Here is a 17,396-nt window from a genome sequence, read left to right on the forward strand (position 1 = left end):
ATAATTTCTCTATGAGTTGCACTCAGTATTTCACACTACAGCCATAGGCCCGCGACGAGGCGACGGCAACCGCCTGGCCGCTCAGCGATGCGTCCAGCGCAGCAGAGACGTAATTATTAGATTGGGGAATCACCGCGGGGTTGGCGGAATCGTTGTCATCGATGGCACCGGCATAGACCACCTTACCCTCGGGATTAATGACAAACATATGCGGCGTGGTCTTGGCACCGTAGGCGCGCCCCATACTGCCATCACTATCCAACAGGAATGGCGCGCTGGTATTCAGACTGTGACTGGCGGCCACTGCCATTGCCTGCGCCGGCTCCAGGTAGCCCTGCTTGCCTTTGGCTGACGAAATCACGGTGAGCCAATTGACGTCCTGTCCGGTGTATTTTTTCTGCAACGCCTGCATATTGCCGCTGCCGTAGTGCTTTCTGACGTAGGGACAATCCTTGTTAAACCACTCGATCACCAGCCACTGCCCCTTGTAATCCTCTAGCGAATGACTTTTGCCCTCGGCGTCCACTTCGGAGAAGGCCGGCGCTGGCTCACCGGGGATGGCCGCCGCCAGTGCCAGAGCCGGTGCCGCCAAAAAGGGCAGCAGGATTTTTCTGATCAGTCGATGTATAGGGAGACGCTTTCCATTCATGGTTTTTCATCCTCGTTGTATTGAAATTTCGCTGACTCGGTAAACAACGCCGCAATCATGCGTTCCTGCAAAATCTGAGGCAGTAATTCTGGCTCTCGGGCGCCGGGTGCATACCAGGCATAGACCGGCACCGAATTGCGGCCCAGTGCGGACAGCGCCGCGGTAATTTCCGCGTCCTGCGTGGTCCAGTCCGCACGAATCAGCAGTACGTCGTTGGCGCGGAACAAATCCATCACGCTTGCGGATTCCAGCACCAGTTTTTTGTTGACCTGGCAGGTAATGCACCAAGCGGCAGTGTAGTCGATAAACACCGGCCGGTTTTGCGCCAGCGCCTGCTCGATGGCCAACTTATCGTAGCTGTGCCAACCCCTATCGGCCGACTGCGGCGCAACGGGCGGTGGTGTGCGCAGAGCGCCAAACACGGCGGCTGTCGCTACTGCCACCAGCATATACGCGGCAACCCGGGCTCCGCGGCCAAAACTTTTTCCCAGCCACAGGGCAAATACGACGGCAAGCAACAGCAGCGCCCCGATCAGCCAACCGCTTTCGCCGAGAATGCGCCCCAGTACCCACAGCAGCCAGATCACGGTGGCATACAGTGGAAAAGCGAGCAGCTGGCGCAGTTTCTCCATCCACGGCCCCGGCGCTGGCAGCCTGTTCAGCACCGCGGGGCTGGCGCAGAGCAACAGGAACGGCGCCGCGAGACCGGCGCCCAGGGCCAGAAAGATCGCCATTGCCTGCGCCGCCGGCAGCGTCACTGCGGCGCCCAGTGCGGCCCCCATAAACGGGCCGGTACAGGGTGCGGCGACAAATACCGCCAGTACACCGGTGGCAAAGGAGCCGCCGTGACTGCGTCCGGCCATATTCATCAGCCGGTGACCGAATTCGAACACGCCGCTGAACGACAACCCCATCAGCCAGAACAGCAGAATCAACAGCAATACGACCGGCGCTGACTGCAGCTGAAACCCCCAACCCACCGCCGCACCGCCAGCGCGCAACAGCAACAGCATCGCGCCCAGCCCGGCAAAAGTCGCCAACACCCCGGCGCTGTAACGCAGCCCCTCGCCGACACGACTGGATGTAGTAGCGCCCGGGCCCATCAGGCCGAATAATTTGATCGACAGCACCGGGAAAACACAGGGCATCAGGTTCAGGATCATGCCGCCGGCAAAGGCGGCGAGCAGCAACAGCCACAGTGCCCGCCACTGCTGAGCCGCCGCACCGACTGGAATGGCGTCCAGCAGCCAGGCGCGCTGGCCATCGCTGATAACGAAGTCCGCTGCGGTGGGAAGGGGAGCTCCGGGGACGCGGGTAAAGGTGTAGTCAACGCGGCCCTGCGCGGACTCGACGCGCGGCTCGGCGGCCGCGAGCAGTTCGCCGTCGACCGGAAATACCTGCGGGACCACCGCGCCACCTTCTCCGGTCGGTTCTATGGCGAGCCGCAGTTGGCCGGCACCGGCTTCGACCATTTCGACCGCCCGCCAGGGACTCTGCTCCTGCGGACCCGGCACTCGCGCCTGAAAGCGATCGCGCAGCGCGCGATCGGTGCCGTTCCAGTTCGCCTGCTGTGCCACCGGTCGCGACAGCTGCATGGTGCCGAAGCCGGGAATACAGTCGACTTTGCACACCAGCCATTCCAGGTTTACGTCGAGCGCTACCCTCTCGGCACCGGCCTTCGGGGTTAATGCGAACAGATAGGTCACATCGCCCTCGTAGCCGAGATTGGTCAGGTGCTCGATCGGCAGGCGCACCGGAAACGGCCACTGGATGTCACCAACTTCGGCATCAACGGCGCGGATATCGAAACGCGGCGCGGCACCGGAATCACCGGCATTGCGCCAGTACACGTGCCAACCCGGATCCACCTCGAAATAGAAACCGATGGTTTCCGCGTTCCCCTGCGCGAATGTGTCCGGTGCCAGCCAGCGCACGCGCACGTGATCACCGCTGGCGGTGCTCTGCGCCCCCGCGGGGTGGGCGAGGATTACGAAAGCCGCAAAAAGGATGGCTTTAACACCACAGCGAAATATGGACAAGGGCACCTCATGGAAGTCGGCCGATGAATTTTCGCAAGCTGGGTGGCCCGCACTGAAATTGTTACGCGCCTCCAATTCAAGCGGATTGGCCGCTCCGCTGCAAATCCCACTCGGCAGGAGCTCCCTGACACAGGTTACCCCGAATTACAGCGCTAAGATCCAAGAGCAAAAGCGGCAGAGTGTCGGGCGTTCCTCGCTAACGCCGAGCGAGTGCCAAATACTCGTATACGGCCGGGGCGGTAGGCCAGCGCAGATTGAACCCTCCCAATAGCATACCGGACATGCATCCTGCGCACGGCCGCTGATATCTGTACATTTATCCAGTAAAATGGCGCAAATCCTCAGCCCCAGACAGCCACTTGCCACACGGATTTCTCCTCAGCCGCCACAGCTTCGATCAGGGCGACAGCACCTGCATCCACTACTGGCTGACCACGCCCCAGGGGCCGGCCAAGCTGGTCATTGAGGGAGAGCGGCCCGTCTTTATGGTGAAGGTGGCAGACCGGGCCCAGGTAACAGAGGCCCTGGCCGGCGTGCCCCACCAGTGGCAGCAGCTGGGCTTTCAGACTTTTGGCCGCGAGGAAGCGGCCATGCTGTATTTCCCCACCATCGACGCCCACCGCCGGGGCCAGACCCTGCTGCAAAATCGCGACATCGAAGTACTGGAAGGGGACTTTCGCCTCCACGACCGCTACCTGATGGAGCGCTTTGCCCGCGGTGGCCTCTACTTCGAGGGGCGGGCCCAGGCCAGAGACGGCTATACGGAATATCGCCAGGTGCGCCTCAGGGGCGCCGAGGTGCAGCCGGATTTCAAGGTGGTGTCCCTGGATATCGAGTGCTCCGGCCAGGGCGAACTCTATTCCATTGGCCTCTATGGCCACGGGGTGGAAGAAGTGCTTATGGTCGGCAAACCGCAGAGCGCCGACACCGCCATTATCTGGGTGGATGACGAACGCGCCCTGCTCAAGGCACTGGAGGCCAGGTTCAGGCGCCTGGATCCGGACATCATCATCGGCTGGTCCGTGGTGGACTTTGATTTTCGGTTGCTGCTGAAAAGGGCCGAGCGCCACGGCCTGCACCTGAAGCTTGGCCGCGGTGGCGCAGATGCCCGCTGGCGAGACGGCCGCGAAGGCAGCCAGGGCTTTGTGACGCTGCCGGGGCGAGTGGTGCTGGACGGCATCGACGGACTGAAGAGCGCCACCTACAACTTCGAGAGCTTCAGCCTGGAGTTCGTCGCCCAGGCCCTGCTGAGCCGGGGCAAGGATACCGAAGACGTGGACAACCGCCTGAGCGTGATTGAACACGACTTTCACCACAACAAGCCCAAGCTGGCCGCCTACAACCTGGAGGACTGCCGCCTGGTCTGGGATATCTTCCAGCACACCAGGCTGCTGGATTACCTGCGCCTGCGCGCCCAGCTCACCGGCCTCGAGCTGGATCGCAGCGGCGGCTCGGTGGCGGCCTTTACCAACCTCTATCTGCCCAAGCTACACCGCAGCCGCTATGTGGCCCCCAACCTGCCCGCCGACGGCGGCCTGGCCAGCCCCGGCGGCTATGTGATGGACTCCCGGCCGGGCCTCTACGACAACGTGCTGGTGCTGGATTTCAAGAGCCTGTATCCGAGCATAATCCGCACGTTCAAGATCGATCCTATGGGGTTGATTGAGGGGCTCGTCGAAGGCCTGGCGGACGACGACGCCATCCCCGGTTTTCGCGGCGCGCGCTTTTCCCGTGACCGACACTTCCTGCCGGACATCATCGCCAATTTATGGGCCCAGCGGGATATCGCCAAGCGGGAGCAGGACGCCGCCCGTTCCCAGGCCATCAAGATCATCATGAACTCCTTCTACGGGGTGCTGGGCTCAGGGGGCTGCCGCTTCTACGACACGCGCCTGGCCAGCTCTATCACCCTGCGCGGTCACGAGATCATGCAGCAGACCGCTCGCTGGATTGAGGAGCTGGGCCACCAGGTGATCTACGGCGATACCGATTCCACCTTTGTGTGGCTGAGCGGCCGTCCCAGCCCCGAAGAAGCGGATGCTATCGGTGTTGCCCTGGCCAGCGAGATCAACAGGCGCTGGCGGCACAAGCTCAAGGAAGAGCTGGAATTGGACTGCCTGCTGGAGCTGGAATTCGAAACCCACTACCGGCGCTTCTTGATGCCCACTATTCGCGGCTCAGAGGCGGGCTCCAAGAAACGCTATGCGGGCCTGGTCGTAAAAGGAGATGAGGAAAAGCTGGTATTCAAGGGCCTGGAAACGGTGCGCAGCGACTGGACCGCCCTCGCCAAGCAATTCCAGACCCAGCTCTACGCCATGGTGTTTCGCGGGCAAGATCCGTCCGACTATATCCGCGAGACGGTGGCCAAGACCCGGGCCGGGGAACTGGACGAGCAGCTGGTCTACCGCAAGCGGCTCAGGCGCAAACTGGAGCAATACGTAAAAAGCGTGCCGCCGCATGTGCGCGCGGCGCGACTGGCCGATGATATTCGCCGCCAGCAGGGCCTGGCACCCCGCTACCAGAACAAGGGCTGGATTCGCTATGTGATTACCCTCAATGGTCCCGAGCCCGTGGACCACCGCCAGTCGCCCATGGACTACCAGCACTATATCGACCGACAGCTCAAACCGGTGGCCGATGCCATCTTGCCCTTTGTCGAGTTGGATTTCGACAGTCTGGTGGATGGCCAGCTGGGCCTGTTCGGAGTCGTTATTCCAGCCCCACCACTTCGAGCGCACCCGCAGAAAGGTAACGCCAGCGCAGATTAAATCCGCACAGTTCCATGCCGTAGATGCGATCGGGGTCGGGCTGCTGGTACGCGGGTTTGGGGTCCTGGGCGAGTACCTGCTCGATCAGCCTGGGCAGATTGGTGCCCCACTCATCCCGATAGGCGGCAGCCTGCGCGCGGATTTGATCGGGAATCGATACGGTAACCGGCGCCGGCGGCGCGCCGGCAAACGCGCTCTGCGCATCGTCGAGTGCATCGGCGTAGGGAATATAGGGTTTGATATCCAGCACCGGGGTGCCATCCACCAGGTCGGCACCGCCGATAATCAGCTCGACTTTCGGATTGGTGCGCACTTCCAGCAGCCGCACCACCGACAGGCCGATATTGTTGGGGCGGAACGGCGAACGGGTGGCGAGAACGCCGAGTTTCTTGTTGCCACCGAGGCGCGGGGGACGCACCTTGGCGGACCACTGGCCGGCGGCCTGGTGGAACTGGAAGATCACCCAGATATGCGTATTTTCTTCCAGCCCGGCGACCGCGTCCGGCGTATCCAGCGGCGGCAACAGCTCAATTGAAGCGCGGCTGGCATCGGCCAGCAGCGGCTGGCGGGGAACGCCGAACTTCTCGCTAAAACAGGAGCGTACGCGCGCGATGGGTTCGACGTTCATTGAAGTCCGCAGTTATTTATCGATACCGCCGAGACAGAGGTACTTGATTTCCAGATAGTCGTCGAGACCGTACTTGGAACCCTCGCGGCCCTGGCCGGATTCCTTGACGCCGCCAAAGGGCGCCATCTCGTTGGAGACGATGCCCTCGTTGATGCCGACCATGCCGTACTCCAGCCCCTCGGCGACGCGCCAGATACGGCCAATATCGCGGGAATAGAAATAGGAGGCGAGACCGAACTCGGTATCGTTGGCCAGGCGGATCGCCTCCTCCTCGGTGGAGAATTTGAACAGCGGCGCTACCGGGCCAAAAATCTCTTCCTTGAACACGCGCATACTGTCGTCGACATCGGTCAGTACCGTCGGTGCATAGAAGCATTCACCCAGTTCGCTGGGACCGCCGCTGACAGATTGCCTGGCACCTTTCTGCAGCGCGTCGTCCACCAGTTCCTGCACGCCTTGCACCGCTTTACTGGTAATCAGCGGTCCGACTTCGGTGCCCTCTTCCGCACCGTTGCCCATCTTCAGCCCGTTGGCCGCTTCAATGAATTTTTTCGCAAATGCTTCGTAGATGCCTTCCTGCACAAAAATGCGGTTGGCACAGACACAGGTCTGGCCAGCATTGCGGTATTTGCAGATGATCGCGCCTTTGACCGCCTCATCGATATCCGCGTCGTCGAACACGATAAACGGTGCGTTGCCGCCCAACTCCATCGAGGTTTTCTTGACGGTCTCGGCGCACTGGGCCTGCAGCAGTTTGCCCACTGCCGTCGAACCCGTGAAGGTGAACTTGCGCACCAGCGGGTTGGCCGTCATCTCCGCGCCGATCTCGCGCGCGCTCCTGCCGGCCACCACGTTGAAGACGCCGGCGGGGATGCCGGCCTCTTCCGCCAGCACTGCCAGCGCCAGCGCCGACAGGGGTGTTTCCGATGCGGGTTTGGCGATAAAGGGACAGCCGGCGGCCAGCGCCGGAGCCATTTTGCGCGCGATCATCGCACTGGGGAAATTCCACGGCGTAATCGAACAGGTAACGCCAACCGACTGCTTGATCACGACGATGCGCTTGTCTTTGGATGGCGGCGCAATGACATCGCCGTAGACGCGCTTGGCCTCCTCGGCAAACCACTCGATATAGTTGGCGCCGTAGACGATTTCGGTCTTGGATTCGGAGAGCGGCTTGCCCTGCTCGGCGGTAAGGATTTTTGCCAGGTCGTCGGCATTGTCGATGATCAGGTCGTACCAGCGCCGCAGGATCTTCGCCCGCTCCTTGACGGTGGCATCGCGCCAGGCCGGCCAGGCCTTGCTGGCCGCCTCAATGGCGCGACGGGTTTCCGCAGCGCCGAGGCTGGCAACACTGGCGACTACCTCGCCGGTAGCCGGGTTGGTGACATCGAAGGTTTCGCCGGAATCGGCATCTATCCATTTACCGTCCACGTAGGACTGGTTGCGTAACAGCGAAGAGTTTTTCAGGTCCAGCATGGTGTTCTCCTTTTTTTACCCTCTCCCCAAGCCCCTCACCCACTAGTGGCAGAGGGGGCGCACAACCAGGTCCCGGGGAGGTCTCATCTAAAACCTCATCATTTATTTTTTCTTTTTAACAAACTTCATCAGGCGGCGCTTCTTGGCCTTCTGCCGATCGGTCAGTTTCTGTTTCTTGCCTGCATAGGGATTGGCCCCGGTGCGGAACTCGATCTTGACCGGCGTACCGTGCAGATCCAGGGCCTTGCGGAAAGTTTTCTCCAGGTAACGCACATAATGCGACGGGACCTGTTCGGTCTGGTTGCCGTGAATCACGATCACCGGCGGATTCTGGCCACCGGCGTGCGCATAGCGCAGCTTGATTCGGTGGCCGTGCACCAGCGGCGGTTGGTGCTCACTGACCGCCCACTGCAGGATACGCGTCAGGTGATTGGTGGACAGTTTGTCGGTCGCACTCTGGTAGGCCGACTCGATGGACTGATACAGGTTGCCGACACCGGTGCCGTGCAGGGCGGAAATAAAGTGAATATCGGCGAAGTCGACAAAGCGCAGGCGCCGCTCGAGCTCCGTCTTGACGAAATCGCGGTGATCGGCTTCGAGACCGTCCCACTTGTTCAATGCCACTACGAGCGCGCGGCCGGCCTGAATGACACTGCCCATCAGGTGCATGTCCTGATCCACCAGCCCCTCGCGGGCATCGATGACCAGAACCACCACATTGGCGTCTTCCACCGCCTGCAGGGTTTTGACGATGGAGAACTTCTCGACCGACTCCTTGATGTTCTTGCGCCGGCGGATGCCCGCCGTGTCGATCAGGGTGTAGGGTTTATCGTCGCGCTCGTAATTGATGTAGACGCTGTCGCGGGTGGTTCCGGGCTGGTCGTAGACGACAACGCGATCCTCACCCAGCAGGCGGTTCACCAGCGTGGACTTGCCCACATTGGGGCGGCCGACGATGGCAATCTTGATACCCTTGGCTTCTTCCTCCTCTACCGGCGCCGCCGCCTCCGGCAGATCCTCAACCACGCGCTCCATCAGGGCGCGCACGCCGCGGCCGTGAGTGGCGGTAGTGGGGAAAAGTTCGCCGATACCCAGCTCGTAGAAAGGGGCCAGCGCGATATCGGGATTGACGCCGTCTACCTTGTTGGCCACCAGGAACGTGGGTTTGGAACGCGTGCGCAGCTGGTCGGCAATCATCTGGTCGGCCGGTGTCAATCCGGCGCGACAGTCCACCAGAAACAGGACTATATCCGCCTCTTCAATGGCCTGCATCGACTGCTGTGCCATGGCCGCATCGATACCTTCTTCGCCGCCGCTGATACCGCCGGTGTCCACCAGGATGACATTGCGGCCGTTTATTTCCGCCTCGCCATACTTGCGGTCGCGGGTCAGGCCGGCGTAATTGGCCACCAGGGCATCGCGGCTCTTGGTGAGCCGGTTAAACAGTGTGGATTTGCCCACATTGGGGCGCCCGACCAGGGCGATAACAGGTAGCATAAAAATCTGGCTTGAGCCTATAGAAAAATTACAGTAACTACTCGTCCCCTCGGGACCCTGAAAAGAATGTCAGCCCTTTATGCGAAGGGCCTGATGCCGGTGGGCATTTGGGGAATGGTTGCCGATGAGGCTTTTTCCCAAATGGCCACCGCTAGCAGGGCCGCAAGGCCTTTCTTACTGGCATAAGGGACCAGCAGTTACAAAAATACAAACGCCCGCGCTAGGCGGGCGATCTTCATTCGCCTGCAAGCAGGCTCCTACCGCGGGCCTGCAGCCCGCCGGCGAACACAAGGTTCGCCATTACAAAATGACGGTCGATTTTCCGCGGAATTACTGGCGGCGCTCCAGGCGCAGGGCCACCAGCTTGCCGTCATCGGACAGCGCGAACAGGAGATCGCCATCCACCAGCATGGGGATACGTATCGGATCGCTGTCTACACGCTCGCGGCCGATAATGGTGCCTGAGACAGGATCCAGCACGTGCAGGTAGCCATCGAGGTCACCCACCACGAGCGTGTCGCCGAAATAGGCGGGCGCGCTCAGCTGGCGGCGCAGCAGGTCATCATTACTCCAGACGATCTGGCCATTGCCCACATTGTAGGCATAGACACTGCCGGAGGCATCACTCAAGTATACATTGCCCGCACCCACCGCCACGCTGTGGTTAGTGGAGGCATCGCGCGCCCAGAGGCCGCGGCCGTCTTCGCGGGACAGGGCCACCACGCGTCCCTGGTAACTGGCAGCGAAAACCAGATCACCGCGAACGACCGGCGCACCGTCGATATCCACGACACGCTCGAGTTCCGCGGAGCCCTGCGGGATCGCCACGCGCTGCTCCCAGCGCGGAACGCCGTCGCGCGCATCCAGGGCAATCAGCTTGCCGTTGTCGAGACCGGCGAGCACGTTACCACCGGAAATCACCGGCGCCGCAGTGCCGCGCAGCGTCAGAACCGGCAGCGCGGTGCTGTGGCTCCAGCGCTCCTCGCCGCTGGTGGCGTCCAGGCCGATCAGCTTGCCGTCGACAGTCTGCAAGACCACCACGCCGGCGCCAACCGCCGGGGCGGAAACCACTTCACCGGAAACCTGATAAGTCCACAGTTCCTTGCCGTCGTTCAGGTCCAGGGCCACTGCGCGACCGCGATAGTCAGCTACCACGACGATGCCGAGGCCAACGCCGACGCCACCGCTGATTTCGATGTCCAGTTCGGTTTTCCACTGGCGCTTGCCGGTGCTGCGGTCGAAGGCGAAAACGTCACCCTCGCTGTTGGCCGCCACCAACTTACCGGAGGCAATTCCCGGCTGCAGCATCGCGTACAGTTTGGCGTCGATATCGCCGATGCCGGCAGACCAGACCTTTTGCAGCTCGACACTGGGAGTGATGTCTACCAGCTCGACCGGATCAGTATCTTCCTTCTCTTCGTTGGAAGCACAGGCGGCCAGTGCCACTGCCAACGCTACGGCTGCGGCGCGGCTTGCCGCGCGGGAAAGAAATTTCATTGCTCGTCACTCTCCTGTGCCGGCTGGGTATTCTTTTCGCTGCTTTCCTCAGAGACGCCCGCTTCAGGCTGCGCGCTGCCCAGGTTATCGGCTTTCATGCGCAACAGTTGGGCGCTGCTCGCCTGCTCCGGCAGCAGCTGCGCCAGCGCCTGCTGGTAAGCGGCACGCGCGCCGTCTTTGTCACCCTTCTGCAACAGGATGTCGCCACGGGTTTCGGCATACAGCGCTGCGAAGGACGACGGTACCGAGCCGTCCAGCAGCTTCAGTGCTTCGTCGGGCTTGCCGCGCGCGGCCATTACCGACGCCAGCCGGCGCTTGGCCAGCAGCTGCAACGCAGTCTCATCGGCATTATCGAGTACCCACTGCAGTTCTTTTTCCGCAGTTTCCAGATCGTTGTTTGCCGCTGCCAGTGCCGCCAGGCGCAGGGATGCCTGACTCGCGTAGATACGTTTGGCAAAATCGGTCTTCAGTTGCTGGCCGATGTTTTTGGCGGTGGTCAGCTGCTTGTTATCCGGCGCCCCGTCGTTGGCAGAAACCGCCTCGACAAAACCCTGGTAGAGGTCGGAAGCTTCTTCCGCCTTGGCGCGCTCGGCGCCCTGCCACCACTGGTAGCCAAAGTAGCCCACCAGCGCCAGCACCACGCCAGTGACAATGCCCTTGCCGTTCTCCGCCCACCAGCGCTTCAGTGATTCTATTTGTTCTTGTTCGGTAAGATGGTCAGCCATTCGATAAATCGCCTTTCCTGTAAATTTTTAAATCTTCCCAGTGAAGTGGCCGCAGCCGCTTCCAGTTGTTTTGCCGGTCCGACCAGCGAGTTAGCTCTGCAGCAGCGCCGTCAATTCAGACAGTGCCACCGTTTGCTGCGGCGCCTCGGCGCGCAGGTATTTCACCGTGACCTGCCCCGCTGCAGCCTCGTCTTCACCTATGATCAGCGCATAGTCGGCGCCGCTCTTGTCGGCCTTTTTCATCTGGCTCTTGAAACTGCCTCCACCACAGTGCGTCTGCAGGCGCAGCCACGGCAATTCGTCGCGCAGGCGCTCGGCCGCGCCCAAGGCAGCCGATTGTACATCACCCACCGCCACCAGATAGGCATCCACCTGCTGGCCGAGTGCCTCCGGCAGTACCTCCAGGGTTTCCAGCATCAGCACCAGGCGCTCGACACCGAGCCCGAAGCCCACCGCCGGCGTCGACTTGCCACCCATCTGCTCCACCAGGCCGTCGTAGCGGCCGCCGGCGCAGACAGTGCCCTGGGCACCGAGGCTGTCGGTGACCCATTCGAATACGGTCTTGCCGTAGTAGTCGAGACCGCGAACCAGCTTCGGGTTGATTTCGTAGGCCACACCAGCCGCATCCAGCAGCGCGCGCAACTGATCAAAGTGCGCCGCCGATTCCTCATCGAGGAAGTCCAGTAGACAGGGCGCCTCCGCCAGCAGTTCCTGAGTCTGGGCGTTTTTGCTGTCGAGAATGCGCAGCGGGTTGCGCTCGAGGCGCCGCTGGCTGTCTTCGTCCAGCTGCTCGCGGCGGGCGGTCAGGTACTCGACCAGCGCCTCGCGGTAGGCGGCGCGGCTGGCGGAGTTGCCGAGGGAGTTGAGCTGCAGTTTGACATGCTCGCTGATACCCAGCTGGCGCCACAGGCGCGCGGTCATAATCAGGATTTCCGCATCGATATCCGGCCCCTCGATGCCGAACACCTCGACACCGAACTGGTGAAACTGGCGCAGGCGGCCCTTCTGCGGCCGCTCATAGCGGAACATAGGACCGAAATACCACAGGCGCTGTGGCTGAATCAGCAGGTTGTTCTGGATGGCCGCGCGCACGGTACCGGCGGTACCCTCAGGGCGCAGGGTGACACTGTCACCGCTCTTGTCGTCGAAAGTGTACATTTCCTTTTCGACAATATCGGTGGCTTCACCGACGGCGCGACTGAACAGCTGGGTGGCCTCCAGGTACGGAGTGCGGATCTCACTGTAGCCGTAGCGGGCGAAGAGTTCGCTCAGGGTGGATTCCACGTACTGCCAGACCGGTGACTGTTCCGGCAGCAGGTCGTTCATGCCGCGTATTGCGCGAAGCTGTTTCAACGGTGTTCCTTACTTTCCAACTCGAATGTATTCAATGCTGTTGTGTGGGCTCTACGCCCGCGATCAGCCTTGCGAATGGTCCCATAGACGGAGCCTGTGGCGGCCCCGCTGCCGGGAGCCTTTCGCTCAACAGCCCGATCGGCAATTGTTTCCCGAATGGCTCCCGGCAGCGGGGCCTTCGCATCAGGGTTGGGGATTTTGCCCCCCGGGCCTGCAATCACGCCTTGGCGATAATGTCTGCCTCGCGCTCTTCCTTGGCCGCGGCCTTTTCGCGGATCAGGCGCTCCAGGTCGTCGACCAGGTTGTCATTGGTAAACTTGCGGTTCGGCTGGCCATCGACATAGATGGCGTGGCTGGGAGTACCGCCGGCGAGACCGATGTCCGCCTCCCTGGCTTCACCGGGACCGTTGACGATGCAGCCGATCACCGCCACATCCAGCGGCGTGGTGATATCCTCGAGGCGCGTCTCCAGCTCGTTCATGGTCTTCACCACGTCGAAATTCTGGCGCGAGCAGCTGGGGCAGGCGATAAAGTTGATGCCCTTGGTGCGCAGGCGCAGGCTCTTCAGCAGGTCCCAGCCTACCTTCACCTCTTCGACCGGATCCGCGGCCAGGGATACGCGCAGGGTATCGCCGATACCGTCCAGCAGTAACGCGCCGAGGCCGATGGCAGATTTTACGGTTCCGGCGCGCAGGCCGCCGGCCTCGGTGATACCCAGGTGCAGGGGCTGCTCGATCTGCTGCGCCAGCTTGCGGTAGGCGGCGGTGGCCATAAAGATGTCCGAGGCCTTTACGCTCACCTTAAAGTTCTGGAAATCCAGGCTGTCGAGGATCTCCACGTGGCGCAGTGCCGACTCCACCAGTGCGTCCGGGGTCGGCTCGCCGTATTTTTTCTGCAGGTCTTTTTCCAGCGAACCGGCGTTGACGCCGATACGGATCGGGATATTCAGGTCGCGGGCCTTGTCCACCACCGCGCGAATGCGCTTTTCACGGCCGATATTGCCCGGGTTGATACGCAGGCAGTCGACGCCCAGGTCCGCCACGCGCAGCGCGATACGGTAATCAAAGTGGATATCCGCCACCAGCGGCACCGTCACCTGCTTCTTGATCTCACCGAACGCCTCGGCGGCGTCCATGCTCGGCACGGATACACGCACTATGTCCGCGCCGGCCTGCTGCAGGCGCTGAACCTGGTCCACGGTCGCAGCCACATCGCAGGTGTCGGTATTGGTCATGCTCTGCACCGAAATCGGCGCACCACCGCCGACGGGCACATTGCCCACCATGATCTGGCGCGACACGCGGCGAACGATGGGTGACTCGAATTGCATAGGGCTGACCTGGCAGTTTTACAGACTAAATATGAGGGGGGAGATTATAGAGAGATTGGGCGCAAACCTACAGGGTTCGCGCCCTCGGCAGGAAACAGAATACTATTCGCCGACGGTCAGGCGACGGGTACGGCGGCTGCCGATCGGGTCGCTGTCGATCAGCTCCCCCTGATAGCGCACATGAGTTCCGCTGGCATTGCCGAGCATCAGGTCGAAAGGTGGCTGCCCGGTCAGCACTGTCTCAGAACCGGCCGCCTGCAGCTTGGCCAGCAACACCGCGCCGCTCGCGTCCTTGACCTCGACCCAGGCCTCTTCGTCAAAATTGAGCTGCAGCTCCTCAACCACCGCCGCCGCAAAAGAAGCCGCGGGCACTTCCGCATCCGGCATCTCGGCAACTTCCGCTCCAGACACAGCCGCTGTGACAGCCGGCTCCGCGACCACTGGCTCGTCAGCAGCCACATCCTCTTCCGGCGCACTTGCCGACGCTGCCATCTCGGTAAAGTTACCCGCTCCCGGCTCCTCCTGCGCTGGCGCTGCAGCCACAACTGTGGCCGAGGCCTCATCACTGCCCGCAGGGGACTCAGCCTGCAAAGCCTGCGCCGGCTCAGTGCCTACAGCGGGCGACTGTGCCACCGCAGTGCCGGTCTCCCGCAGGTCCGACTCGTGCGCGGCAATTGCCATGTCTTCGCCCGACGGCTTCTGTGCAATAACTACCGGCGGTACCGCTTCGCGCCCGTTCATCCACCAGAAGACGCCACCGACCAGCAGCAGCGGCAACAGCGCGAGCCCCTTCAGGCTGCGTTTGCGCTCCGGCATCACGGGGCTGCGACTGACGTGGGCGACGATATTGCGGCTTGCCTCTTCGGCGGAGCAGTAACCGGCATAGGCCTGCAACACCGGCTCGGCGTCGATGCCCAGCTCCTTGCACGCATTGCGGATATAGCCGCGCACATAGATCGAACTCGGCAGGCGACTGTACTCGTCGCGCTCCAGCAACTCCAGCTTGTTGCCGACCATGCACAGGCGGCGGGACAACTCCTCCTGGCTCAGGCCGGCTTTCTCCCGCGCGCGCCGCAGTTGGCTGCCGGGCGAGTTATCGAGTAACTGCTCGCTGTCTGCCAGCGGGCGCTCTTGTGTAATTTCGGAAATGTTATCCGTCATTGGCCGTCATCTTTTGGTACTTCAGCGTTTCCGCCGAATAGGGATAAAGGTTTTTCAGCGCCAGGGCGTAACTCCTTTCCTTGTCCCGATTGCCAAAGATTTTCTCGATGCGGATACCCAGCCACAGTGACTGGGGAATCTGCCGGTTTTTAGCACTGTATCTGTCCAGGTAGTGCTTTGCCTGTGCATAGTCACCGGCGTCGAACTTAAGTTCCGCAAGCTCGAGCAGAGCCTGCGGCAGGTCGGCGCTCAGTGCCAGTGCACGGGTATATGCCGCTTCCGCCTCTTCCGGCTTGCCGAGCTTTACCGCGGTGCGGCCGTAGTTGGACAGGGCGTAGGAGCGACGGTTGTAAGTGAGATCCGCGGAGGCCTTTTCAAACTGCTCCAGCGCTTCCTCGAAACGCTCCTGCTGGTAGAGGAAGACACCGTAATTGGTGCGCGCCATCGAGAAATCGGCATCGTAGCGCAATGCCTTCTTGAAATGGGATTCGGCCACATCCAGCTCACCATCCGTCTGGTACAGCAGCGCGAGACCGTGATGGGCGCGTGGGTTTTTCTTGCCCAGCTCCAGGGCCTTGTTGAAATGGTGTCGCGCGGCCTCGCGGTTCTTGCCGTCCTGCAGATAGCGCAGGCCCAGCTGCACATGGGTCTCCAGCGCCTTCTCCAGATTGATTTCCGGGCGCGGCGGAAGACCGGTGGTCACACAACCACTCAGCCAGATACTGAGAATCAGTCCCGCCAGCGGCAGGGTTGGAATTTTCGCGAACACAACTTCACCCGTGTTTTTATAGTCTGTTTTAGCCCGGATATAAGACCGCCGGCCGCGCCCTCACCCACCTCTGCACGTTCAGCACATTTTCGCGGCCAATACGTGCAATAAGCGTGTATGTATGCCCTAAAAAACGCACTCTACGCACAGGACTCTGCGTGATCATCGCAGCCCGCGATGCCATGTCCGGACCTGTGGCGGCGTTGCTCAGCCGATAATGCGAACCGGGCTCTCAATATCGCCACGGCGCTCGGCGTTGCGATAGCGTTCGGAGCGGCGCGTGCGATCGTTGACACTGCCGGCCAGCTGGCCACAAGCCGCGGCGATGTCATCGCCACGAGTCGTGCGCACGGTTACCGTATAGCCTTTGTCCAACAAAATCTGTTGAAAGCGTCGCAAAGCATTGTTGCTGACCCGCTGATAGTCGGACAGCTCGAACGGATTGAAGGGTATCAGATTTATCTTGACAGGCACATCGCGCAGCAGCTCGGCCAACTGCTCGGCGTGTTCCGGGCGATCATTGATCTCCCGCATCATGGTGTACTCGATGGTCATCTTGCGATGGGTGTCGGGCATGCGCTCGATGTAGCGCTTGGCGCTATCGAGCAGCATCGCAATCGGGTACTTCTTGTTGATCGGCACCAGCTCGTTGCGCAGCTCGTCGTTGGGCGCGTGCAGCGAGATGGCCAGGCTCACGTCGGTGACATCCGCGAGGCGATCCAGCGCGGGCACCACGCCAGAGGTGGACAACGTAACCCTTCGCTTGGAGATGCCGTAGGCGTTGTCTTCCATCATCAGGTTCATCGCGTCGACCACATTGTCGAAATTGAGCAGGGGCTCGCCCATACCCATCATCACCACATTGGTCACTTTACGCGGACCTTTCGGTTGTAGCTGACCGAAAGACTTACAGGCAATCCACACCTGGCCGATGATCTCAGCCGCGGTCAGGTCGCGGTTAAACCCCTGCTTGCCGGTGGCGCAGAAGCTACAGTCCAGGGAACAACCCACCTGGGAGGACACACACAGGGTGCCGCGGTCACCGTCCGGGATATAGACCGTCTCGATCGCGTTGCCGCCCTCGACCTGGATCAGCCACTTGCGCGTGCCGTCGGCGGAATCCCACTGGCCCAGCACTTCCGGAGCGCGGATCTCGGCCACTTCTGCCAGCTTCTGGCGCAATGCCTTGCTGACATTGGTCATCTGGTCGAAGTCGTCCACACCGTTCTGGTGAATCCACTTCAGCACCTGAATGGCACGGAAACGCTTCTCGCCCAGCGATTCAAAAAACGCGGCCAGCTTGTCGACGGACAGGCCGAGCAGGTTGGTTTTGGACGTTTCGGTGATGCTCATGGATTCATTACCTCGACCCTAAGGCCTGTGGAGCGGTGCCGCTAGGAGACTCCCGGGCGGCCCTGCTACCGGGATTGGCTTGCGGGACACGCCGTGAATACATCCCTGTAGGCTTGTCGGCCGGGTCCCTCCGACCGACAGTCCCGCAAGC

13 protein-coding genes are annotated in these 17,396 nt (G+C 61.6%); 1 reads left to right on the forward strand and 12 read right to left on the reverse strand.

The window, feature by feature from the left end:
* Positions 1-22: 22 nt before the first annotated feature.
* Both BUC36_RS10590 and BUC36_RS10595 read right to left on the reverse strand, forming a co-directional pair.
* Positions 23-649: a thioredoxin family protein gene (locus tag BUC36_RS10590; protein WP_073274943.1), complete on the reverse strand. Its 627-nt coding sequence runs from the start codon at positions 647-649 to the stop codon at positions 23-25.
* Positions 646-2,688 (reverse strand): protein-disulfide reductase DsbD family protein, encoded by a 2,043-nt coding sequence (locus tag BUC36_RS10595; protein WP_234994963.1) that lies wholly within the window; start codon positions 2,686-2,688, stop codon positions 646-648. Before BUC36_RS10595 ends, BUC36_RS10590 begins: the two co-directional genes overlap by 4 nt.
* A gap of 359 nt (positions 2,689-3,047) precedes the next feature.
* On the opposite strand from BUC36_RS10595, the gene BUC36_RS10600 reads away from it, so the two are divergent.
* The gene (locus BUC36_RS10600) at positions 3,048-5,456 is read left to right on the forward strand and encodes a DNA polymerase II (protein WP_084535909.1); all 2,409 of its coding nucleotides are present in this window, start codon (positions 3,048-3,050) and stop codon (positions 5,454-5,456) included.
* Here BUC36_RS10600 and tsaA read toward each other — a convergent pair.
* The 10 genes from tsaA to rlmN form a co-directional block, all read right to left on the reverse strand.
* Positions 5,398-6,084: a tRNA (N6-threonylcarbamoyladenosine(37)-N6)-methyltransferase TrmO gene (tsaA, locus tag BUC36_RS10605; RefSeq protein WP_073274945.1), complete on the reverse strand. Its 687-nt coding sequence runs from the start codon at positions 6,082-6,084 to the stop codon at positions 5,398-5,400. The two genes, BUC36_RS10600 and tsaA, sit on opposite strands and share 59 nt — an antisense overlap.
* Before the next feature lie 12 nt (positions 6,085-6,096).
* Positions 6,097-7,560, reverse strand: coding sequence for an NAD-dependent succinate-semialdehyde dehydrogenase (locus BUC36_RS10610; protein WP_073274947.1), 1,464 nt, complete (start codon positions 7,558-7,560; stop codon positions 6,097-6,099).
* Between the two features lie 102 nt (positions 7,561-7,662).
* Positions 7,663-9,057, reverse strand: coding sequence for a ribosome biogenesis GTPase Der (der, locus tag BUC36_RS10615; RefSeq protein ID WP_073274949.1), 1,395 nt, complete (start codon positions 9,055-9,057; stop codon positions 7,663-7,665).
* A gap of 330 nt (positions 9,058-9,387) precedes the next feature.
* The gene (bamB, locus tag BUC36_RS10620) at positions 9,388-10,554 is read right to left on the reverse strand and encodes an outer membrane protein assembly factor BamB (protein ID WP_073274951.1); all 1,167 of its coding nucleotides are present in this window, start codon (positions 10,552-10,554) and stop codon (positions 9,388-9,390) included.
* The gene (locus BUC36_RS10625; protein ID WP_084535911.1) at positions 10,551-11,279 is read right to left on the reverse strand and encodes a YfgM family protein; all 729 of its coding nucleotides are present in this window, start codon (positions 11,277-11,279) and stop codon (positions 10,551-10,553) included. Before BUC36_RS10625 ends, bamB begins: the two co-directional genes overlap by 4 nt.
* Before the next feature lie 90 nt (positions 11,280-11,369).
* Entirely contained in the window at positions 11,370-12,632 is a 1,263-nt protein-coding gene (hisS, locus tag BUC36_RS10630) for a histidine--tRNA ligase (RefSeq protein WP_073274953.1), read from the reverse strand.
* Positions 12,633-12,849: 217 nt separating this feature from the next.
* Complete coding sequence (gene ispG / locus BUC36_RS10635) at positions 12,850-13,962, reverse strand: flavodoxin-dependent (E)-4-hydroxy-3-methylbut-2-enyl-diphosphate synthase (RefSeq protein WP_073274955.1); 1,113 nt, start codon at positions 13,960-13,962, stop codon at positions 12,850-12,852.
* A gap of 102 nt (positions 13,963-14,064) precedes the next feature.
* On the reverse strand, positions 14,065-15,123 hold the full coding sequence (locus tag BUC36_RS10640; protein WP_073274957.1) for a RodZ domain-containing protein: 1,059 nt from the start codon (positions 15,121-15,123) through the stop codon (positions 14,065-14,067).
* Entirely contained in the window at positions 15,113-15,892 is a 780-nt protein-coding gene (pilW, locus tag BUC36_RS10645) for a type IV pilus biogenesis/stability protein PilW (RefSeq protein ID WP_073274959.1), read from the reverse strand. The genes BUC36_RS10640 and pilW overlap by 11 nt, the downstream gene beginning before the upstream one ends.
* A 207-nt stretch (positions 15,893-16,099) precedes the next feature.
* Positions 16,100-17,245 (reverse strand): dual-specificity RNA methyltransferase RlmN, encoded by a 1,146-nt coding sequence (gene rlmN / locus BUC36_RS10650; protein WP_073274961.1) that lies wholly within the window; start codon positions 17,243-17,245, stop codon positions 16,100-16,102.
* Between the last annotated feature and the right edge of the window lie 151 nt (positions 17,246-17,396).

The sequence above is a fragment of the Microbulbifer donghaiensis genome (assembly GCF_900129095.1).
Classification (GTDB): Bacteria; Pseudomonadota; Gammaproteobacteria; order Pseudomonadales; family Cellvibrionaceae; genus Microbulbifer; species Microbulbifer donghaiensis.